Origin of the sequence: Fundidesulfovibrio soli (assembly GCF_022808695.1) — a bacterium.
GTDB classification, from domain to species: domain Bacteria; phylum Desulfobacterota; class Desulfovibrionia; order Desulfovibrionales; family Desulfovibrionaceae; genus Fundidesulfovibrio; species Fundidesulfovibrio soli.
In genome coordinates, this window is record NZ_JAKZKW010000027.1 from 17,611 (window position 1) to 37,774 (window position 20,164).

The 20,164-nt window shown below is 68.7% G+C and carries 22 protein-coding genes; 9 read left to right on the forward strand and 13 right to left on the reverse strand.

The annotated features are described in order from the left end of the window. Positions 1 to 102: 102 nt before the first annotated feature. Genes MLE18_RS16540 through MLE18_RS16555 form a run of 4 tightly spaced genes read right to left on the reverse strand, consistent with a single transcriptional unit; the run spans position 103 to position 5,268 of the window. Complete coding sequence (locus MLE18_RS16540; RefSeq protein WP_243439907.1) at positions 103 to 1,218, reverse strand: lytic murein transglycosylase; 1,116 nt, start codon at positions 1,216 to 1,218, stop codon at positions 103 to 105. A 2-nt stretch (positions 1,219 to 1,220) separates the two neighbouring features. Next, positions 1,221 to 2,255 carry a WD40 repeat domain-containing protein gene (locus MLE18_RS16545; RefSeq protein WP_243439908.1) on the reverse strand — a complete coding sequence of 345 codons (1,035 nt, stop codon included), beginning with the start codon at positions 2,253 to 2,255 and terminating at the stop codon, positions 1,221 to 1,223. After that, positions 2,252 to 3,217 carry a CobW family GTP-binding protein gene (locus MLE18_RS16550; protein WP_243439909.1) on the reverse strand — a complete coding sequence of 322 codons (966 nt, stop codon included), beginning with the start codon at positions 3,215 to 3,217 and terminating at the stop codon, positions 2,252 to 2,254. The genes MLE18_RS16545 and MLE18_RS16550 overlap by 4 nt, the downstream gene beginning before the upstream one ends. Before the next feature lie 47 nt (positions 3,218 to 3,264). Next, positions 3,265 to 5,268 carry a molybdopterin-dependent oxidoreductase gene (locus MLE18_RS16555; RefSeq protein WP_243439910.1) on the reverse strand — a complete coding sequence of 668 codons (2,004 nt, stop codon included), beginning with the start codon at positions 5,266 to 5,268 and terminating at the stop codon, positions 3,265 to 3,267. A 121-nt stretch (positions 5,269 to 5,389) separates the two neighbouring features. On the opposite strand from MLE18_RS16555, the gene MLE18_RS16560 reads away from it, so the two are divergent. Genes MLE18_RS16560 through MLE18_RS16575 form a run of 4 tightly spaced genes read left to right on the forward strand, consistent with a single transcriptional unit; the run spans position 5,390 to position 7,212 of the window. Continuing rightward, positions 5,390 to 6,103 (forward strand): AzlC family ABC transporter permease, encoded by a 714-nt coding sequence (locus MLE18_RS16560; RefSeq protein ID WP_243439911.1) that lies wholly within the window; start codon positions 5,390 to 5,392, stop codon positions 6,101 to 6,103. Continuing rightward, positions 6,079 to 6,402 carry an AzlD domain-containing protein gene (locus MLE18_RS16565; RefSeq protein ID WP_243439912.1) on the forward strand — a complete coding sequence of 108 codons (324 nt, stop codon included), beginning with the start codon at positions 6,079 to 6,081 and terminating at the stop codon, positions 6,400 to 6,402. The genes MLE18_RS16560 and MLE18_RS16565 overlap by 25 nt, the downstream gene beginning before the upstream one ends. 58 nt (positions 6,403 to 6,460) lie before the next feature. Further along, positions 6,461 to 6,652 carry a hypothetical protein gene (locus MLE18_RS16570; RefSeq protein ID WP_243439913.1) on the forward strand — a complete coding sequence of 64 codons (192 nt, stop codon included), beginning with the start codon at positions 6,461 to 6,463 and terminating at the stop codon, positions 6,650 to 6,652. A gap of 38 nt (positions 6,653 to 6,690) precedes the next feature. Continuing rightward, on the forward strand, positions 6,691 to 7,212 hold the full coding sequence (locus MLE18_RS16575) for a hypothetical protein (RefSeq protein ID WP_243439914.1): 522 nt from the start codon (positions 6,691 to 6,693) through the stop codon (positions 7,210 to 7,212). A gap of 21 nt (positions 7,213 to 7,233) precedes the next feature. On the opposite strand, the gene MLE18_RS16580 is transcribed toward MLE18_RS16575, so the two are convergent. The 7 genes from MLE18_RS16580 to MLE18_RS16610 all read right to left on the reverse strand — a co-directional run bounded on the left by MLE18_RS16580 (position 7,234) and on the right by MLE18_RS16610 (position 15,861). Next, entirely contained in the window at positions 7,234 to 8,070 is an 837-nt protein-coding gene (locus MLE18_RS16580) for a hypothetical protein (RefSeq protein WP_243439915.1), read from the reverse strand. After that, positions 8,067 to 8,969, reverse strand: coding sequence for a hypothetical protein (locus MLE18_RS16585; RefSeq protein ID WP_243439916.1), 903 nt, complete (start codon positions 8,967 to 8,969; stop codon positions 8,067 to 8,069). Before MLE18_RS16585 ends, MLE18_RS16580 begins: the two co-directional genes overlap by 4 nt. After that, positions 8,966 to 9,475, reverse strand: a complete 510-nt coding sequence (locus MLE18_RS16590) for a cyclic nucleotide-binding domain-containing protein (RefSeq protein WP_243439917.1) — start codon at positions 9,473 to 9,475, stop codon at positions 8,966 to 8,968. The genes MLE18_RS16585 and MLE18_RS16590 overlap by 4 nt, the downstream gene beginning before the upstream one ends. Next, positions 9,475 to 10,629, reverse strand: a complete 1,155-nt coding sequence (locus tag MLE18_RS16595) for a potassium channel family protein (protein ID WP_243439918.1) — start codon at positions 10,627 to 10,629, stop codon at positions 9,475 to 9,477. Before MLE18_RS16595 ends, MLE18_RS16590 begins: the two co-directional genes overlap by 1 nt. Continuing rightward, a complete protein-coding gene (locus MLE18_RS16600; protein ID WP_243439919.1) occupies positions 10,601 to 12,424 on the reverse strand; it encodes a triose-phosphate isomerase in 1,824 nt (607 codons plus the stop codon). The genes MLE18_RS16595 and MLE18_RS16600 overlap by 29 nt, the downstream gene beginning before the upstream one ends. A 236-nt stretch (positions 12,425 to 12,660) precedes the next feature. Then, complete coding sequence (locus MLE18_RS16605) at positions 12,661 to 13,431, reverse strand: hypothetical protein (protein ID WP_243439920.1); 771 nt, start codon at positions 13,429 to 13,431, stop codon at positions 12,661 to 12,663. A gap of 3 nt (positions 13,432 to 13,434) precedes the next feature. Beyond that, positions 13,435 to 15,861: a Lon protease family protein gene (locus tag MLE18_RS16610; protein WP_243439921.1), complete on the reverse strand. Its 2,427-nt coding sequence runs from the start codon at positions 15,859 to 15,861 to the stop codon at positions 13,435 to 13,437. 191 nt (positions 15,862 to 16,052) lie between these two features. On the opposite strand from MLE18_RS16610, the gene MLE18_RS16615 reads away from it, so the two are divergent. The 5 genes from MLE18_RS16615 to MLE18_RS16635 all read left to right on the forward strand — a co-directional run bounded on the left by MLE18_RS16615 (position 16,053) and on the right by MLE18_RS16635 (position 18,161). After that, complete coding sequence (locus MLE18_RS16615) at positions 16,053 to 16,511, forward strand: universal stress protein (RefSeq protein ID WP_243439922.1); 459 nt, start codon at positions 16,053 to 16,055, stop codon at positions 16,509 to 16,511. Between the two features lie 94 nt (positions 16,512 to 16,605). After that, the gene (locus tag MLE18_RS16620; protein WP_243439923.1) at positions 16,606 to 16,881 is read left to right on the forward strand and encodes a hypothetical protein; all 276 of its coding nucleotides are present in this window, start codon (positions 16,606 to 16,608) and stop codon (positions 16,879 to 16,881) included. 111 nt (positions 16,882 to 16,992) lie between these two features. After that, positions 16,993 to 17,238, forward strand: coding sequence for a hypothetical protein (locus MLE18_RS16625; RefSeq protein ID WP_243439924.1), 246 nt, complete (start codon positions 16,993 to 16,995; stop codon positions 17,236 to 17,238). Between the two features lie 127 nt (positions 17,239 to 17,365). After that, positions 17,366 to 17,662 (forward strand): ArsR/SmtB family transcription factor, encoded by a 297-nt coding sequence (locus MLE18_RS16630; RefSeq protein WP_243439925.1) that lies wholly within the window; start codon positions 17,366 to 17,368, stop codon positions 17,660 to 17,662. A 25-nt stretch (positions 17,663 to 17,687) separates the two neighbouring features. After that, complete coding sequence (locus MLE18_RS16635) at positions 17,688 to 18,161, forward strand: EVE domain-containing protein (RefSeq protein ID WP_243439926.1); 474 nt, start codon at positions 17,688 to 17,690, stop codon at positions 18,159 to 18,161. A gap of 163 nt (positions 18,162 to 18,324) precedes the next feature. Here MLE18_RS16635 and MLE18_RS16640 read toward each other — a convergent pair whose 3' ends face one another. Together MLE18_RS16640 and rarD are read right to left on the reverse strand one after the other, a co-directional pair. Continuing rightward, positions 18,325 to 19,149 (reverse strand): nitroreductase family protein, encoded by an 825-nt coding sequence (locus MLE18_RS16640; RefSeq protein WP_243439927.1) that lies wholly within the window; start codon positions 19,147 to 19,149, stop codon positions 18,325 to 18,327. 10 nt (positions 19,150 to 19,159) lie between these two features. Continuing rightward, positions 19,160 to 20,068 (reverse strand): EamA family transporter RarD, encoded by a 909-nt coding sequence (gene rarD / locus MLE18_RS16645; protein ID WP_243439928.1) that lies wholly within the window; start codon positions 20,066 to 20,068, stop codon positions 19,160 to 19,162. Positions 20,069 to 20,164 lie beyond the last annotated feature (96 nt).

Here is a 20,164-nt window from a genome sequence, read left to right on the forward strand (position 1 = left end):
CGCATGCCCGGCGCTACACAATACTTACGGAGCTGTTTCCCGAGACGGGCGCACCGTATCGCGTGAAACGAAGCAGGCCCGCCGTCAGCACGGGGAAAGGGGCTACGGCAAAGCCTGCCCCCCCTTGAGGTAATGGGCCACGGCCATGATCGTGTTCACGTAGGTTTCGGAGTGGTTGTACCGGAAAAGGGACTCGCGCAGCGTGGCCTCGTCGTCGAGGTTGCCGGTGAAGCCGTGGGCCCGCAGGTAGTTGCCCATGGAGTTCACGGCGTCGCGCACGTTGAAGATGTCCACCACACCGTCCCCGTCGCCGTCCATGCCGAAACGCAGCAGGCTCGTGGGCATGAACTGGCTCACCCCGATGGCCCCGTAGATGGAGCCGGGCATGGCAGCGATGTCGAGCTTGTTGCGCTCCCCGTAGGTGAACAGGGCCTTGAGCTCGTTATAGGCCCAGGCGGCCTTTTCGGCTGCCTTTGAGTCCAGCCAGGCCATGCGCTCCGGGGTCACCTTCTCGCCCGCGAACACGCTCATCACGGTCGAAGCCTTGGAACTGGCCGCCATGCTGGCCAGGTTGTTCAGGGCCAGGTTGTCGCCCAGGAACTTGCCCGCGCGCGTCTCCACGGTGAGCAGGCCCACGGTGGCCTCGGGCGGCACGCCGTAGCGCTGACGCACCTCGTCCAGAACGGCCTTGTTGGCCAGGTAGAACTCCTTGGCCTCGCCCAGGCGCTCGGGGGTGATGATGGCCTCGTACATCTGCGGCGGGCCGCTGGCGGCCAGGGCCTTCAGGTCGTCCTGCACCTGCCGCGGGGCCTTGGCCTGCTCCTGCACGGCCAGGGTGAGCATGTCCAGGCTGTAGCGGCCGTCCACGGGCAGGCCGTGCTCACGCTGGAAGGCCCGCACGCCGCTGCGGAACAGGTAGTCCGGCCGCCCGTTGGCGGGCCCGCTGAAATAGCCCAGCTCGGTGAAGCGCTTCTGGAGTTCGCGCACCACGTCGGAGCCGAACTTGGAGGTGTACATCTCCAGGAGCTTCTTGCCCATGGGGTCCACGCTGAAGCGCACGTCCGGCCTGGAGAACGCCGCCTTGACCTGCGCCGCGGGGATGCCGTCGGCCGTCAGGCGGGTTTTCACCGCGTCGAACTCGGCCGCCAGGGCGGCGGTGGCCAGCAGCACCATGAGGCAGGCTCCGAGCAGCCGTGCGCCAAAGGAAATCCTCATCATTCTCAGCCCTCCGAGAGCATTTTGCCCAGATCCAGCAGGGCGGCCCGGCCGTCCTCCATGCCGCAGGCCAGGTGCAGCCCGGCCCCGCTCCAGCACAGGCAGGAGACGGGGAAGCCCGGGTCCAGGCCCAGCGGGAAGGCGGTGAAGCGCTTGAGCTCCGCCAGGAGCACCGTGCCGTCGCCGAAACCGGCGGCAGCGAAGGGGATGCGCGTGTTGGCGGCCAGGGCGGTCATGCGGGCCTCCTCCTGCACGGCGAAGGCCACGGGCTCCGGGTGCTGGTTGAAGCAATCAGGCACGGGCCAGCAGACAACGGCCCGGGTGCCGGTGTGCATCAGGTAGCGCCCGTCCAGGGACCAGGCCAGCTGGCCGGGCTTGGCGGGCAGGCCGCCCAGTTGGAACACCTTGCGCGAGGCCAGGTCCACCACGTGGATGGCGTTCTCCTGGTGCCCGCAGGCCAGGAAGTTGCCGTCCGGGGAGAAGGCCGGGGCCAGGTTCAGGCCGCGCAATTCCAGAAAGATCGGTTCGGATGGCTCGTCCAGGTCCCACAAGGAGACGCCGCCCACGTGGGTGGCCGCCAGGATGCCCCCGGCCGGGCTGAAGGCCAGCCCGGAGACGTTGCCCTGGTGCGGGCCGTACTCGGTCATGGAGCCCAAGGACAGGTCGAACACCAGCACCGTGCGCCCGGCGGCCACGGCCAGGGTGCCGCCGTCCTGGCTTGCGGCCATGACCTCCAGCCAGTGCCCCGGGACTTCATGCACCATGGTGCATTCGCCCTCGGGCGAGGTGTAGACCAGCCTGCCGTCGTCGCCGCCGCTCAGCCAGCCGCCCTTGGGGTGCGCCGCCAGGGACATGCAGGAGCCCCCCTCGTGCGGCGCGAAGAAGCGCGCATCCTGCCCCTCCACGCCCATGACCGCGATGCGCCCGTCGCCCAGGGCGAAGGCCATCTCCGCGCTGTCGGCGCTGAAGGCGGCCCGCTCGGGGAAGGCCCCCAGGCTCCACTCCAGGATGCCGGAGCCCAGCTCCCTGGCGGCGGTCATGACGTCACCAGGCAGTCGCGGAAGGCGATCTGCAGGGCCAGGCTGTCCAGGCCACGGCCGATGAACACGGCCTTGCTGCTGCGCGGCTCGCCCTCTTTCCAGGGCATCCCGAAACCCATCTCCATGAGCATGTGCACCCCCTGGAACACCAGCCGCTGCCGTTCGCCCGGCAGATGCAGGATTCCCTTGCAGCGGTAGACGTTCTGCCCTTGGGCGTTGAGGAACTCGCCGATCCATTTCTTGAAGCGTTCGAAGTCCACGGCCTTGTCCGAGACCAGGGAGACGGACTGCACGTGCCCGTGGCTGTGCTCGTGCGCGCCCTCGTCCAGCAGCTCGGGCTCGATGTCCAGCAGGCGCAGCAGGTCGAAGGAGCGCCGCCCCATGACCTTCTCCAGGGGCACGTCGCAACGCGTGGCCGGGATGATCTCCACCGAGGGGTTGAGCTCACGGATGCGCGCCCGGGCCTCCTCCAGCCCGGCCTCGTCCACCAGGTCGCACTTGTTGAGGATCACGGCGTCGGCGAAGATCACCTGCTCGCGGGCCTCGGCGCTGCGTTCCAGCTGCCCCTGGAAGTGGCGGGCGTCCACCACGGCCACCACGGCGTCCAGCGCGGTGCGCTCCTTGGTCTCCTGATCCAGGAAGAAGGTCTGGATGACCGGGGCGGGGTCAGCCAGGCCCGTGGTCTCGATAATCACGCCGTCGAGGTGGCCCTTGCGGCGGATCAGCCCGCCCACCATGCGGATCAGGTCGCCGCGCACGGTGCAGCAGATGCAGCCGTTGTTCATCTCGAAGATTTCCTCGTCGCTGTGGGCCACGAGCTCGTTGTCGATGCCTACCTCACCGAATTCGTTGACGATCACGGCATAGCGTTTGCCGTGCTCCTGGGTGAGGATGCGGTTGAGCAGCGTGGTCTTTCCCGCGCCGAGATAGCCGGTGAGGACAGTAACCGGGATGGGGAGCATAAAACGGAGCCTCCGTGGGCGTTATTGCTGTGGAAAACCGGAGGAGGCTAGTTCCGGGAGGATTCCCTGTCAACCGGATGCCCCTGGGCCGCGCCGGACGGCAGCGGGAGCAGGGTGACCCGCGTCTCGTAGTAGGGGGTGCCCGAGCCGAGGGCGCTGGCCCGGGCCGCGGCCAGCCGGTTCAGGCCGTGCCCGGCCGCCAGCCAGCCGCCCCGCGCGCACAGGCAGACGTCGCGGCGTTGTGCCGCGTCGAACTCCACCAGCACCGTCACGCTGGCCTGGGCGTTTTGCAGGAGCGCGGGCGAGCCGTGGGCCAGCCCCAGTGCGGCCCCGGTGTCCGGGTGGATGCGCGCCGTGGGCAGGGTGGCGTGCTCGGCCAGGGTCAGCTCGGAGCAGAGGTGCTCCGCGCTGCCGATGGTCAGAAGCCACAGGGGCAGGGCCGGGGCCGGCATGGAGCGGGAGGGGGCCTGACCCAGGAAGTGGAACCTGCCGTCCGCCGTGGCGAACGGCCCTTCGGCCCAGGGGGCCATGGGCGCGTCCGGGTCGCGCAGGGGTCCGCGCCTGAGCTGCTCCAGGGTGAAGCCCTTGCCGATGAAGGGCTCGCAGAGCGCGCGCAGCCATTCGTCCCTGGGGCGCACATACTCCCCGGCGAAGGGGAAGCGCCCGGCCAGGTCCTGGTATATGTCGAACTGGGGGCGGCACTCCCCAACGGGCTCCACGGCCTTGTTCACCGGGCCCAGGAAGTTGTGCCCGTAGGCCGCCACCACGTCGTCCTCCTCCAGGAAGGTGGCGCAGGGCAGGAAGAGGTCCGCCAGGCGGGCGGTGTCGTCCAGGAAGTGGCCCAGGTGCACGGTGAACTCCCGGCTGGAGAAGGCCTCGGCCACGGTGTCGCTGTCCGGGGCCATGCACACGGGGTTGGCCGCGCTGGTGACGATCATGCGGATGGGAGGGTCCTTGGCGCCCAGGATCTCCCGGCCGATGCGCGCCATGAGCAGCCTGCGCCGGGGCGGGTGCAACTCGTGGCCCCAGGCGGACTGGTCGTAGGGGCCGTACTCCTCGAAGCCCTGGCTCACGCCGCCGCCTGGCAGGCCCACGTTGCCGGTCATGGCCGAGAGCGCGTCGATGGCCCGCACCCCCAGGTGGGCGTCCGCGTGGCGGTGCATGCCCCAGCCCAGCAGGATGGCGGTTGGCTTGCCCAGCCACATGGCCTGGGCCAGGGAGCGCACGTCCGCGGGGGACACGCCGGCCAGGGCGGCGCGCTCCTCCACGGTGGCCTCCAGGGCGATGCGCCGGAAGGCGTCGAAGCCCGTGGCCCGTTCCGACACGAAGGACTGGTCCACCCAGCCGTTCTCCAGGGCGGAGCGGGCCGCGCCCAGGGCCAGGTGGACGTCCGCCCCGGGCCTGGGCTGGATGTGCCGCGAGCACAGGGCCAGACTCTCGGTGGCGGCCGGGTCCACCAGCCAGACCGTCGCGCCGCGCTTGCGGGCCTCGCCCAGGATACGGGTCATGTTGAACTGGGTGACCGCAGGGTTGCGGCCCCAGAGGATGATGGTGCGGGCGTTCAGATGATCCAGCGGGTCGTGGGAGACGCGCACGCCGAAATCCTGCGCCATGGCCGCGTAGGCCGTGCCCGAGCAGAGCGTGCCCGCCAGGCCCGTGACCCCGCCCAGGTGGGCGAAGAAACGCTCGTTGAGCACGGTGAGGGCCGTGCGCTCTCCGTAGCCCTGATAGTGCAGGATGGACTCCGGCCCGGACTCGGCCACGAAGGCCTTGATCTTCTCCGCCCAGAGGTCCAGGGCCTCGCCCCAGCCGATGGCCCGCCAGGCGCCGCCCCTGCGCAGCATGGGGCTGGTGACGCGCTCCGGGCTGTAGACCCGGCGCACGTAGGCTTTCATCTTGCCGCAGCAGCCGCCCTTGTTCAGCGGATGGGCCGGATTGCCCTTGATGGCCGTGAGGCGGCCCTCCTCCACCACGGCCAGCAGGCCGCAGCAACTGGGGCAGTCCCGGGTGCAGGTGGTGACGATGGAACGGGTGTTTTCGGTCGCGCGCATGCGCCAGGCTACCGCAATCGGCCCCAAACCGCCAGCCGACAGCCCGGAGGCCTTGACCCGGGCCCCGGCCAGGTTGCGGGCCTTGACCTGGGCTCCAGCGAGGAGTAGCCAAATCCCCCCTATGCAGCACGCGAACGACGACCATACCGCCCAGCGGGCCGAGCCCTCCGCCCTCTCGCAGGCCCTGCCCATCGTCATGGGCTACCTGCCCGTGGGCTTCGCCTACGGCGTGCTGGCGGTGAAGGCCGGGCTCTCCCTGGCCAACACGGGGCTCATGTCCATCCTGGTCTACGCGGGCTCGGCCCAGCTCATCGCCGTGGACATGATCGGCGCGGGCGCCCCGGCCTCCAGCGTGATAGCCACGGCCTTCATCGTGAACCTGCGCCACGTGCTCTTCTCCGCCGCGCTCTCGCCGTTCCTGGCCAGCTGGCCCGTGCGGCGCATCGCCCGGTTCTGCTTCGAGATGACCGACGAGACCTTCGCCCTGCACGCCACGCGCTTCCACAACAGGCAACTGAGCGCCCGCAAGACCCTGGCCATCAACCTGCTGGCGCATACGGGCTGGATCGTGGGCGGCATCGCCGGGGCCGTGGCTGGGGGCTTCGTGCCCGACGTGAAGCCCCTGGGGCTCGACTACGCCCTGCCCGCCATGTTCGCGGTGCTGCTGGTGGGCCAGCTGCTGAGCCCCGCGCACATCCTGGCCGCGGCCCTGGGCGGCTCCCTGGCCCTGATCATCTCCCAGACCGACGCCTCGGCCTACGCCACCCTGGCCGGAGCCGTCATCGCCGCCGCCACCGCGGCCTTCACGCCATGGACCAGCAAACGATCCTCCTGACCATCCTGGGCATGGCCGCGGTGACCTACCTGCCGCGCGTTGTCCCGGCGCTGTTCTTCGCTTCGCGCCCCATGCCCGAGGTCCTGCGCCGCTTTCTCTCCGTGGTGCCCCCGGCGGTGCTGGGCGCGTTGCTGGCCCAGTCCGTCCTGCTCGAGAAAGGCGCGCTGCACCTGAGCCTGGACAACGCCTTCCTCTGGGCCTCCGCCCTGACCTGCCTGCTTGCCTGGCGCACCAAGGGCTTCTTCGGCCCCGTGCTGGCGGGCTTGTGCTTCGTGGCCCTCTGGCGCGCCATCTTCTAGCCGTTGCCAACAACCTCCGTGCTCGGCTATCCTGGTTCAAACCCAGAGGAGGTCGGACATGGAAGGCTTCACAGACACCGTCGTCATCCGCGGCGAGGAATGCCTCTACAATCCCAAGACCGGCATCGCCATGATCCAGTGCGAGAAGTGCGGCCACATGAACCATGTGGAGATCGAGGTGGTGGACGGGGAGGCGCGCTTCTACGGCTTCTCCTGCGAGAACTGCGGGACGTTCAACAGCCCTGACTAATTGACGTTTTCATTTTGTATACGATTCGTATCACAGTTATGTTGCTGGCCGCCCTGCTGCCCGCCCTTCTCCTGGGCGGCTGCGGGCGCGACGGCGTGGCGCGCCTCAAGGAACAGCGGCACCCCGTGGCCCCCGCCCAGACCCTGGGGGAACTCCTCGGTGCCTGCCCGCTTTTCACCCGGGTGACTTGGTCGGCCACGCCCCAGCCTGACGGTGGCACGCTGGCGCGGGCCACAGGCATCTTCAACCTGGACGCCCTGGTGGGCAGGACGATCCAGGGCCGCACCTTCACCACGCAGGACAGGGCCGCCCTGGCCAAGGCCGGGGCGAATCTGTGTTACGTACTGGAATACCATTTCGGACGGGACGACCCGCAGGGGCGGCAGGTCATGCAGGCCGTGATGCTCGTGACCATGGACTGGACCCAGCCCGCCCCCCTGCAGGGCGACGCGATGCTGCGCGAGATCGCCTCGGGAGCGGCAGGACCGGTGCTGCTGGCCGCCGCCACGGACGCAGCGGCCTACAGCCGGGCGCGGCTTTCGGTGCCGGAAAGGAAGTGACAGAGAGGACGTGAAGGACTTTTAGGGCAGAGGCTCGGAGATGTCGTCCAGGGTGCCCAGGCGGCCGTCCGGCCCCGGGGAAACCACCCGCCCCCTGCCCTGCGGATCGACGGCGAGCACGTAGGGAGAGCCCCAGGGGTCGCTCTGGACCTCGGACGGGGCGGCATCCGCGTTGCCGGGCGGCGGCACGGCCCCGAGGAAAAGCTGCCCGCTGGCCGTCTTCCAGGCCTGCCTGCAGGGGGCGTCAGGGGCTAAGCCGCGCAGGTCCGCACCCGTGCAGGCCTCGAAATCCTTGAGTTTGGGCACCCCTTCCGGAGCTTTCCCAGCGAACCTGGCGACCTGGGTCCAGGCCCGGCCGATGAGGCGCGCTGCCTCAAGGGCCGTCTCCGCCCTGGCGGCGTCCAACCCTGCGGCCAGCCGGGCGCTGCGCGCCTCCTGCCATCTCCACCATCCCCCGAAGATCGCGGCGGCCGCCAGCAGCGCGCAGAGCGTCCGCAAGGCGAGCCTGCGGGCCGCGTCGCGCCCCAGGATGTCCCCAGCGTCCTGCCAGGGCCCGGCGCAGAGGGCCGCGTAGCGCTCCCGCAGCCGCTCCAGGGCCTCCAGGCCCGCGCGCCTGAACGCCTGAAGCGAACCCGGATCGGACCAGCCAGGCTCCAGCCCGGCCGCCGCCTCGGGCAGCAGGGTCAGGGCGGCCAGTTCCCGCAGGCGGAGGTCGGCCTCGCGGGCCAGGCGGGCGGCATCCTCCATGCGCCCCGCATCCAGGGCCTCGCGCATGGATTCCAGCCCCAGCGCAGCGCGCTCCGCCAGCTCCTCGCAGCGCATGCGCCGGAGGCGCGGTTGGTCGTATGCGCCGTTCATTGGACCAACGACTCCTTCACCTGGCGCAGAAACGTCTGCAGGGCCGCGTCGGACACGGTGCGCCCGCCCACGGACAGGGCCGAGAACCGGGACACGGCGTTGCCCTTGGGCGTCACGGCCCGGATGAAATGATGGTCGTGGGACTGGCCGCCGCTGCGCAAGCCGAGCACCCACTCCTGCCCGGCACCGCGCCAGAGGGGCTCCACCGCGCCCAGACCCTTGGCCCGGGTGATGAGGAACTCCTCGAACTGCGCCAGGGAGAAGGCCTTGCCGCCCTTGCTGGTGACGCCCAGGTATTCGCCGTCGGCCGAGAGCACCACCACGGGCAGGGCCAGGAAATCCGCCGGGGGCCGGATGGCCGTGCTCACGGCGCTTGGTTTCGGGGCGGGCTTGATCGCGGGCTTGGGCGCGGGCTTTTCTTGGGCGGAAGGCTTCGGCTGGGATTGGGCCGCCAGGGCGTCGGCCACGGTGTCCAGCCTGGACAGCAGGTCGGCCAGCAGGGAGTGCGTGCGGTTCTGGATGGAGAACAGCCCCTCCAGCAGGCCCTCGATGCGGGCCAGGGGGTCCGGGGGGGAAAGGGGAATCTCCGCGCTGCCGGTGGGCGGCGCGGGTTGGGCCTGCTGCCCAGAGAACTCCTGGGCGGAAAACTCCAGGGCCAGGCGCTCCCGCACCTGCTCCACCGCATAACCTCGCTTGAACAGGGCCTGGATGCGCGCGCAGACCTGCCCGGCCTGGGCCGGAAAGCGGATGGGCCGGGTGCCCGACGCCCCGGTGAAGAACTCAGGGAACTTGTGGCGGTAGCTCTTGACCGTGGTCACCGTGATCCCCAGGGCCGCGGCGATGTCGCGGTGGGTCAGGCTGGGCTCCTCGGCCCCGGGCGCGGCGGGGGTCTCGCTCATTTCTTGCCGGAGAGCACCAAGGCCAGGGCGGTGGTCAGCTTCATGACCTGCTGGTTGCCGGAGCGCACAAGGTCGGCCATGCGCGCGGCCAGAGCGGTGAGCAGGCGGCAGCCCAGCTCGGGCTCGCGGCGCACCAGATCGAAGAGCCGGGCCCTGTCCGTGACCAGGAAGGTCGAGGGCTCCAGCGTCTCCACTGTGGCGGAGCGCGGGTTGTCGGAGATCAGGCCCATCTCCCCGAAGAAGGGCAGCGCCTCCCCGGTGAGGGTGGCCAGCACCTTGGTCGGGTCCAGGCCGCCCAGGGCGGCGGCGTCAACGGGCAGTAGCATGGACTTGACGATACGCACCCGCCCCTGGACCAGCACGAACATCTCCTCCCCGGGCTCGTTCTCCACGATCACGCGGGTGCCGGCCCCGACCTGGCGCGGCTCGAAGATGGGGCGCACCTTGGCCAGGGCGTCCTCGTCAAGGCCGCGCAGCAAGCCGATGTCTTTCCAGCGTACGTCCATCAGGGCCTGCGCTCCAGGTAGACGATGCCGTCGAAGCTCTCCAGGGGCAGCTCCGGCCCGGGGTTGAGCACCACCTCGGAGCCTTGCTGGCCCAGGCTGTCGCTCTGGCCCGAGGTCTTGATCAGCTCCATGACGAAACGGTCCAGCCCTTCAGAGGCGTCCAGCACGTCGGAGAGCCGCAGCTCGCGGGGCAGGCGGCACACGCCCAGGGGCAGCTGCCCGCTGGCTTCGAGGCTCTGGCGCACCAGCTCCGCCCAGGAGGACTTCTTCTCAGCCGCGCTCATGGCCCGGTAACGGAAGTTGCCGCCCTTGCCCAAGCCAGGCATCCCGCCCAACAGGGCGCGCAGCACGTCGTGCATCACGGGGTGGGCGGCCATGAAGGCCAGGGTCCGCCCGGTGAGCTCCTCCCGGCCGAGGGCCTTGGTCACGCCCGCGCGGAGGAGGTGGTCGCGGCTCTGGTCGTGCATGGCCTCGGCGTAGACGGTCAGGTCAGGGGCCAGGGAGCGCAGGGTCAGGGCGGTGAGCACGCTCAGGTTGTCGGCCTCCTCCCCGGGGATGTGGTCCGACGCCAGGATGTAGGCCACCCGGGCCTTGGCCGGGTTGGCCCGCTCCAGAACTGACCTGTGCGCCGGGTTGCCGCGCACGAAGGAGAGGTCGGGCCCCAGGCTCATGGCCTCGGCCTCCTGCTCGAAGGCGGCCGGGTCCATGTCGCAGGCCAGCACCACGGGCGCTCCGGCCAGATCGGACAGGCGGCGCAGGTGCTCCACGAGCATGCGCCCGTGGCCGTTCCAGCCCAGGATGAGGATGTGTCCTTGCTTGTCCAAACGCAGCAACCCCCGCCGTTTCAACGTCTGCCGCTCCACCATGGCCGAGGCCATGGTGCCGGTCAACACCGAGACAAGCCCGATGCCCGATGCCATGACCCCCATGCCCAGGAGCCTCCCAGGCACGGTCTTGGGGGCGAAGTCGCCGTAGCCCACGGTGAACAGCGTCACCATGGCCCACCACAGCCCCTCGAAGAAGCCTACGGGTTCGGCCTGCGTGCCTGTCTCAAACCACCAGAACCCGGCCGCCGAGACGGCCAGGATGACCGCCATGAGTGTAAGCGGCAGGGTAAAGGGGCTCTCAGTCAGCTTGGCCCAGGGTCTCGGCATCTTCCAGGTCGCTGTGGCGCTTGAGCAGCTCCTCGAAGCGGATGTCCGCGCCGAGCACGCCGGTTATCTCGTCGCGCTCGTTGGCCACGGGCACGGACACTGTGAGGCAGAGCTTGCCCGTGAAGGTGGAGCGGTAGAAGTCCGTGATGTGCAGCTTGCCGTTCTGCATGGGCTGGATGAACCACTCGCGGTCGGACTGGTCCACCCCTTCGGTCATGGAGGCGTACTTGGGCCTGTCCACGGGGTTGGCCACGTGGGAGGTGACCAGCTTGCCCCTGGTGTCGGTCAGGTACATGAACTGGATGAAGGGGTAGTCCGAGAGGAAGGTGGCCATGCACTCCGTGGCCGGGGCCACTTCCAGCTCGCTGATGCAGGGCTGCTCCGAGAGCTTGAGGATGAGCTGCGAGGCGATGGTGTGGGCCAGCTTCTTGAGGTGGTCGAACTCGGAGGGGAAGAGCTCGGGCATGTAGCGCTTCACCAGGGTCTTCATCTCCTGGTTGGAGAAGGAGGTGTTGCGCCCGCCCTCGTAGGCCTCCATGATGCGGGAGTAGATCTTGTCCACGGCCGGGTGGCGCTTGTCCACCCGCTGTTCCTCGTCCAGCTCCAGCTCGGTGTTGATCCAGTAGCTCACGCCCGCCTTGCCGGACTTGTCCGTGATGATGATCGGCACGGGGCGGCCCAGGATCTTCTGGGTGTCGAAGATGTTGTAGATTTCCTCGTTCTTGGCCAGGCCGTCCACGTGGATGCCCGCCGAGGTGGCGTTGAAGTCGCGCCCGGCGAAGGGGTAGTTGGCGGGCACGTTGTAGTCCAGCTCGTCCTCGAAGTAGCGCACGATCTCGGAGATCACCTGGGTGTTGGCCGCGTCGTCCTCGCCGGTGAGCGAGATGTACTCGATGATCATGGCCTCAAGCGGCGCGTTGCCGGTGCGCTCGCCGAAGCCCAGCAGGGTGCAGTTGGCGCCGGCGCAGCCCGAAAGCCAGGCCGTGGCCGCGTTGATGAGCACCTTGTGGAAGTCGTTGTGGCCGTGCCACTCCAGCCATTCGCCGGGCACCTCGGCCTCGTCGGTGAAGGCGCGCACCACCTTGGCCACGCTGCGCGGGATGGACGCCGAGGGATAGGGCACGCCGTAGCCCATGGTGTCGCACAGGCGGATCTTCACGGGCATGCCCGCATCCTTGCTGCGGGCCATGAGCGCGCGGGCGAAGGGGATGCAGAAGCCGTAGATGTCGGCGCGGGTCACGTCCTCGAAGTGGCAGCGCGGCACGATGCCCCACTCCAGGGCCTGGTCCACCACGGAGAGGTAGTCGGCCATGGCGGCCTTGCGGTCTTTCCCGAGCTTCAAATAGACGTGGTAGTCCGAGACGGAGGTGAGCATCCCCGTCTCCTTGAGGCCCAGCTGCTTGACCAGCTTGAGGTCGGCCTTGTTGGCCCTGATCCAGCCCGTGACCTCGGGGAACTTGTAGTCCTTGGCGAGGCAGGCCTCCACGGCCCGGCGGTCCTTGTCGGAGTAGAGGAAGAATTCGCTGGCCCGGATCAGCCCGGAGTGGCCCCCGAGCTTGTGCAGCAGGTCGTAGATGTGCGCGATCTGGCGCACGGTGTAGGGCGGGCGGGCCTGCTGGCCGTCGCGGAAGGTGGTGTCCGTGATGAACATCTTCTCCGCGGGGCGGGGAAGGACCATCGTGTCGTCGAAGCTGACGCGGCTGACCTTGGTGTAGGGGAACAGCTCCCGATAGAGCTCGGGCTTCTCCCTGTTCTGCAGGCGGTGGAGCGAACGGTTGAGATGCATCAGGGACATGGCGGGGACTTCCTCCTTGAGGGCGATGGCGCGGCGGGCAGGCGGCCCCGGGAGCAGGGGCCGGGCCTTCCGACAACGTAGCTTCACCGAACCGTCGATGAAGCAGGTTGTCGCGGCCTGTTCAAAAAACTCGCTGGCAAGGCGCAAGAAAAAGTCAAGGCCGAAGCGTATGCTGCATACGCGAGGGTTTGACTTTTTTAAAGCAACGCAGCCAGTGAGGATTTTTCAACAGGCTGCTAGGCCTTCATTCTCTCCATCCAAGTATCAACGATTTGCTTTTCCCGCAACACGCGCGGGTTTGCGGGGGCAAGCTCGTAGGCGGCGCCCGCGGCTTCGGCGGCGTGGGTCATCCAGCCGCCCTGGCGCAGGCTCTGGGCGGCCATGACGTAGAGCATCTCCGGCTGGTTGCGGTACACCGCGCGGGTGAAGTCCTCGAAGTCGGAGCCGAAGAACTTGCGCACCAGGGCGTTCTGCTCGAACAAGAAGCGCCCCAGGAGCGGGTTCTCGCCCTGGTCCTCCAGGTAGGCGCCCAGCAGCTTGCGGCAGCGCGCGAAGAAGAAGCGCACGCGGGCGATCTCCCTGCGGATGGATTCGGTGGTCTGCAGCACCACCTGGAACAGCTCGCGGGAGATGACGTGGTCCTCCTCGGGGAGCTCCTGGTCCATCAGTTCGCGGAACCAGGGGCCGTAGTTCTGCTGCTGGTAGGCGTCCTCCTTGAGCTTCATGGTCTCGTGGAAGATGTAGCCGATGGACCAGTCCAGGAACTGCCCGGCCAAGAGCTGCTTGCCGTCGTTGCGGAACAGGTGGTGGGCGGTGTCCTTGAGGCGCCAGAGCAGGCCCTTGTTCATCTCCTCGCCCACCAGGGAGTGCAGCACCTCGAAGGAGAGCTGGGAGGTGCGGTCGAAGATGGCGAACTGGCTCTCCAGGATGTCGGCGGAGAGGCAGAGGTCGCGCAGCATGTCGCGCACGAACTCGGGCAGCTTTTCGGTGATCCAGGCTTTTGACATGGCTCAGGGCTCGCAGTTCAGACGGTTCACGCCGGACCAGCGCGAGGCCAGTGCGGCGAATCGGGCCAGCTTCTCGTCCACCAGGCGGAACAGGCTCCCCTCGGGGAACAGCCCGTCCGGGCCGCGCTGCCCGGCGGGCATGCCGGAGAGCAGCTCGATGGCCTCCTCGATGCTTCCGAGCGGATAGATGTTGAACTGGCCGTTGCGCACGGCCTCCAGCACCTCTTCCTTGAGCATCAGGTTGACCACGTTGTCCGCCGGGATGAGCACCCCCTGCCCACCCGTGAGGCCCCGGCGCTTGCAGACCTCGTAGAAGCCCTCGATCTTCTGGTTCACCCCGCCCACGGCCATGATTGCCCCGGAGGAGCTCACCGCGCCGGTGAAGGCCAGGGAGAGGTTCAGCGGCGCGCCCGACAACGCGGAGAGCAGCGCGGCCAGCTCCGCGCCGGAGGCGGAGTCGCCCTCCACCTCGGCGTAGCTCTGCTCGAAGCAGAGGCTGCCGGTGAGCACCACGGGCTTGTCCTGCGCGAACTGGCTCACCAGGTAGCTCTTGAGGATCATCATGCCCTTGGTGTGGATGGGCCCGCCCAGCTCGGCCTCGCGCTCCAGGTCCAGGATGCCGCCGTGACCCACGCCCACGGTGCAGGCGATCTGGTGGGGCAGGCCGAAGGCGAAGTCGCCGTACATGCGCACCGAGAGCCCGTTGGCCCGGCCCACGGCGCTGCCCGAGGTGGAGACCTTGATCATCTCGCGGTCGTACTCGGCCAGGAACTCCTCCTCCAGGAGGTTGGCGCGGAACAGCCTGGCGTCGCGGGCGGCGCGCAGCACGCCGGCGTCCACCATGTCCCTGCCGCGGATGCCCGCCAGGGCCGAGGCCTCGCACATGAGCTCCCGCAGGAGCGGCAGGCGCAGGGTCAGGCGGGTCTGGTCGTCGCAGAGGGCGGAGGCCTGCTCCACCAGGGCGGCCAGGGCCCCCCGGTCGAAGGGCTTGAGCCCGCCCTCGTCGATGACGCGGCGCAGCATGGAGAGCAGCGCCGCCTCGTTGGCCGGGGTGCGGGGGATGTGGTCCTGCAGGTGGGCCTTGAGCTTGAAGAGCTTCTGGAAGCGCTCGTCGCCGTAGAGCAGCACCTCGTAGGCCTCGTCGGTGCCCACCAGGATCACCTTGGCCGTGAGCGGCACCGGCTCCGGCTCGATGGTGCGGGTGCGCACCTGCTCGCCGTCGGCGGGGTCCTCGATGCGGCACAGGCCGGAGCGCAGCGCGCGCAGCAGGCCCTCCCAGGCCTGGGCCCCGTGGGCCAGGTCGTCGATGCGCAGCACCAGGAAGCCGCCCAGGGCGCGGTGAATGGCCCCGGGCTTGATCAGGGTGTGGTCGGTGTAGAGCGCTCCGAAGTCGGATTCGCGCTCCACGCAGCCCAGCAGGTTGTGGTGGGTGGGGTGGTCCTCGATGACCACGGGGGCGCCCTCCAGCCGGGAGTTGTCCACGAAGAGGTTGACCTCGTAGCGGGCGATGAGGCCGTCGGCGGTGAGGCCCTGGTCCTGCCCGGGGTGCACGGGCACGGGCGGGGCGTCCTTGACCAGGAATCCCTCGTAGTTCTCGATGACGTCCTGGCGCACCCCGCGCAGGAAGCGCAGCACCTCCGGCTGGTCCGCGAACTCGGCCAGCAGCGCCTCCAGGTGGAAGTCCACCACCTCGCCCACGGTCTGCTGGTCGAGCTTCTTCTCGTTCTCGCGGTAGGTGCGGTCCTCGGCGGCCAGGGTGCGCATGTAGCCGCCCATGTCGGAGAGGATCTCGTCGCCCTGCTGCTTGAGGGACTTGCGCAGATCCGGGTCCATGCGCTCGTAGTCCTCGTCGCTGACCACCTTGCCCTCAAGCAGGGGGTAGAGGGTCATGCCGCCCTGCTCGTCCACGTCCAGGTTGAAGCCCTGCTCGGCGGCGCGCTCCTCCATCTCGGAGAACAGCTCCTCGCGCACGCTCTGGAAGTCGCGCTGGAGGCTCTGGCGCCTGGCCAGGTGGCCCTCCTGCTCGAAGCGGATGGGTATCTCGTCGCGCACGGCCGCCACGGCCTTGGCCGTCTCGGCCTTGAGCCTGCGCCCCTGGCCCGGGGGCAGGGTCAGGGCGGCGGGGCGGTCCTGGTCCTCGAAGTTGTGCACGTAGACGATGTCCGGGGGCGTGGGGGCCTTGGCCGCCACCGGGGTCAGGAAGCGTTTGAGGAAATAGGTGCGGCCCTGGTAGGGCTCCCCGGCCAGGAAGATGTTGTATTCGCGCCCGCTGAGCGAGAGCCCCAGCTCCAGCGCCGAGAGGGCCCGCGGCTGGAAGGACGCGTCGGAGGCCTCGGCCTCCGGCAGCGTGGTGCTGTCGTCGCAGGGAATGGATTCAGGGGGGCAGACGGCCCGGAGCTTTTCCGGAGCCAGAGGCGAAGGCTTGGGCATGGGGTATCCTGAAAGAATCTTTGTCATAGAGTAACGCTTGGCAGCCGCGCTCGCAAGGGCCGCGCTCGCAAGGGAACCCCGCAAATGCGGGGAATCGCCGCTCCAGCTGATTGCCCTTGCATTTTTCTCCCCCCGCGTTAGTGTGGCAGGGTCGTATTCCTCTCCACTCCAACCCAATTCGAGGGGGAACCATGGAAGTACGCACCATCCTCTGGCCCACTGACCTCTCTCCCGGCTCCCTCAAGGCGTCGGGGCACGTTCTCTCCCTGGCCGAGAAATACGGCGCCCTCGTGGTGGTCATGTACGTCAGCGTGGACCTCTGCTCCTATTTCCCGGCCTACGGCAACTACCCCAGCCCGAACATGATCCAGGAGTTCCAGGGCTGGGAGGTGGAGCAGGCCAAGCTCAAGCTGGAGCATATCTGCGGCGAGGCCCTGAAGGGCTGCCCAAGGCTCAAGATCCACCTGGTTTCGGGCGAGCCCGCGGCCGAGATCCTCAAAGCCATCGACACCGAGAAGGCCGACCTGGTCGTCATGACCAGCCGGGGCCATGGCCTGGGGGCCAGGCCGGGCGGGGAGACGGGGCTGGGGCGCGTGGCAAGGGAAATCCTGGAGCTGTCCAAGGTCCCCGTGCATATCGTGCGGCCCTAGCGGAGCCGGGCCAGGCAAGGCGCAGCAAACGGGCCGCGACCGTCACGCCGGGAGCGCGGCCCCCAACCCGTGCCGTTCCACACGGAGGCAGGCCATGAACGTCGACGCAAAGGCGATCGAAGCAAAAATCAGGAGCATGTTCCCCGAGATCGTCGAGTACGGTGTGACCCTGGAGGTTATCGAAGACCCGCGAATGGACTCCTGGGAGGTCCGGCTGGGCAAGGGCCAGAACAGCATGAGCTCGTGCCTGGACAACGAGGACGTCCGCAAATGCCTGGGCGGCGAAGAATGCACGGCCTTCGCCGCTGAGCTGCGCCAGTTCGTGCACAGCTACTGCCGCCACTCCAAGGAGTGCCCCGTAGGCGGCTGACCCTGGGGCGGCCCCGCCCCCTGCCGCCCATCCGTTTCGCACTTTTCCACCGTCGTCAGGCGTACAGGCTGCGTTTCCCTCTGGCACACCGATAACCGCAGGGAGGTTCCCATGGCTGCTGATCTGAAGACTTTCACGAACGTTCTGAAGGACGCCATGTCGCAATGCATCAAGACCGACGAGGACGCGGCCGAAGTGATCACCATCGTGGGCTCCGTCATCACCAACGCCATGAAAAACAAGGACACGGCCTATCTGGAGGGCATCGGCGAGTGGCGCTCCGAATCGGACGGCGGCGGCAAGAAGCGCATCATCTTCACGCCGGACAGGAAGCTCATCGACGCGGCCAACGAGTAGACCACCACGGCAGCCTGGCCGCAGGGAGGGTCCGCCCTCCTGCGGCCAGGCCTCGCGCTTGACAAGCCCGCCCACGGCGGTGCATTTTCGATTTGACGCTTATCGAATTTCACAAGCAGGTCCGTGCATGAACACGCAGCAGGCAGCCAAGGTGCTCAAGGCCCTCTCCCACCCCAACCGGCTGGAGATCTATCTGGCCATCGTCCGGGGCGAACGGAGGGACTTCCAGGCCGGGTGCGAATGCTGCGTCTCCGACATCATGGCCAGGCTCAACATCGGGGCCCCGACCATTTCCCACCACCTCAAGGAGCTGGTGAACGCCGGGCTGGTGGAGACCGAGCGCCAAGGCAAGTTCCTCACCGCGCGGCCCAACCCGGCCGTGCTGGAGGAGGTCATGGGCCTGCTCTCCGCTGGCCGGCGCTGAACGCCCGGCACTCCAAGGACGCCGCATGCCCAGACACTGGCTGCTGAAAACCGAGCCCGGCTGCTACTCCATCGCGAACCTCTCCCAGGAGGAGGACCAGACCACCTCCTGGACCGGGGTGCGCAACTACCAGGCCCGCAACTTCATCCGCGACGGCATGGCCCCGGGCGACCTGGCCATCTTCTACCACAGCGTGACCGACCCCTCGGCCGTGGGCGTGGTGCGCGTGGTGCGGGAGCCCTACCCCGACCCCACCGCCTGGGACCCCGAAGACCGGCACTACGACCCCAAATCCCCACCTGAGAAACCCCAGTGGTACGCCGTGGACGTGCGCCTGGAACGGATATTCCCACGCCCGGTGCCCTTGGGGGCCATGCGGGCCGCGCCCGGGCTGGCCGGGATGGAGCTGTTGCGCCGGGGCTCGCGCCTCTCGGTCATGCCGGTGAGCCAAGGGGAGTTCGCCCTGGTCTGCGCCATGGCCGAGGCTGGCGAGTCCTGAGCTTTCCGGCCTTGCTGTCCGTTGAAAAGCCGATTCTCGCAGCCTGTTCAAAAAACCTGCTGGCAAGGCGCAAGAAAAAAGCCAAGCCCGACGCGCAGCTCTCCTACGCGAGGGTTTGGCTATTATTGAGCAACGATGTCAGCAGGGATTTTTCAACAGGCTGCTAGGACACCACGTTCACCCGGGCCGGGCCGCGTTGCACGGTGCGGCGGTAGGCCACGTCCGGGAGCCCGAAGGTCATGGCGTAGCCGAGGCGGTGATCCCGCGGGATGCCCAGGCGATCCCGGAGTTCGGGGCAGAGCTTCAGGGCCGCCATGACCATGCCGTTCCAGAGGGTGCCCACCCCGGCGGAGCAGGCCAACAGCTCGAAGGTGGTCAAAGCGGCCAGGCAGTCCTCCACGGGCGAGGGGACGCTCTCGGGCGCGCTGGCCACCAGCAGGTGCGGTGCGTCCCGGAACACGGCGTCGCGGCCCTGCTCCCGCCAGACCTTCACGGCCCAGCCCAGCACCCGCCCCATGTAGCCTTCGGGCAACCTCCCCTCCCGCTTGAGCCGCTCCAGGGCGTCCAGCACCTGCGCGCGCACCCCCCGCATGGCCTCCAGGCCCGGCACCAGCGTGAAGAGCACGCCCTGGGAGTTGACCCCGGTGGGCGCGTGGCAGGCGGCGTCCAGCAGGGAGCGCACCAAAGCCGGGTCCAGGTCGCGGAGCTGGTAGCGGCGCACGGAGCGCCTGCCCTTGACCAGCACGGCCAGGCTGCGGAAGTCCGGGATGCCCCCCTCCAGTGGCTCGCTGTCCTCGGGGTTCCGGCCCAGGATGGAGAGCGCCCCGGTGGGGCACACGGCCAGGCAGTGCTGGCAGCGGATGCAGCCCTGAGGGTTGGTCAGGCGCGGCAGGTCGTCCAGAAGGATCACCGACGCGGGGCAATCCTGCGCGCATTCGCCGCAGCGCACGCAGAGCGTCTCGTCCACGCGAAAATCCAGGTCCTGCATGTGTCCTCCGTCAGCTGTTTGCGTCCGCCCGCCTCGCGAGCCCGCGCAGGCGCATGGCCCCGTCCACGGTGTAGAGCGCCACGCCCGCCCAGATCAGGCCGAAGGTGGCGGCCCTGGCCAGCCCCAGCGGCTCGCCGTAGACCAGAATGCCCAGCGCGAACATGCCCGTGGGCCCGATGTACTGCAGCACGCCCAGGGTGGTCAGGCTGATGCGCCGCGCACCGAAGGCGAAGGTCAACAGCGGCAGCGTGGTGACGGCCCCCGCGCCCACCAGCAGCAAATCCAGCGCCAGGCCGCCGCTGCCCATGCCGCCCACGCCCTGCGCGGCCCGCCAGAACAGGTAGCCCGCGGCGGGCAGGCCCAGGCAGGCCGTCTCCACGAACAGGCCCGGCAGGGACTCCACCGCCGTGAGCTTGCGCACCATGCCGTAGATGCCGAAGCTCACCGCCAGGGACAGGGCGATCCAGGGCAGGCTGCCCGCGCCCACGAACTGCACGGCCACACCGCAGGCCGCCAGCCCCACGGCCACGGATTGTGGCCTGTTCAGGCGCTCGCGGAACACGGCCATGCCCAGCACCACGTTCACCAGGGGGTTCAAGTAGTAGCCCAGGCTGGCGTCCAGCACGTGGCCGTTGTTCACCGCCCAGATGTAGAGCACCCAGTTCACGCCGATCATGGCGCTGCTCACGGCCAGCAGGCCCAGGTCCCGCCGGCTGGAGAGCGCCTTGCGCACCTCGCCCGCGCGGCCCAGGGCCAGGAGCAGCAAACCGGTGAGCGCGCCGGACCAGACCACGCGGTGGCAGCTGATTTCCAGGGCCGCAACGCCGTCCAGCAACCGCCAGTACAGGGGGAGCATCCCCCAACAGAGAAAGGAGAAGGCCGCGGCCGCGAGGCCCGGGCCTGTCTGTCTTTGGGACATGATGGGCATCCTTGTGTGAAGGGGGCGATAGTGCTCCTTTTGCAACCGCTTGTGAACCCCTTCCCCCGGGTGGCGGGAAAGCCGGAAAAGCGCTAT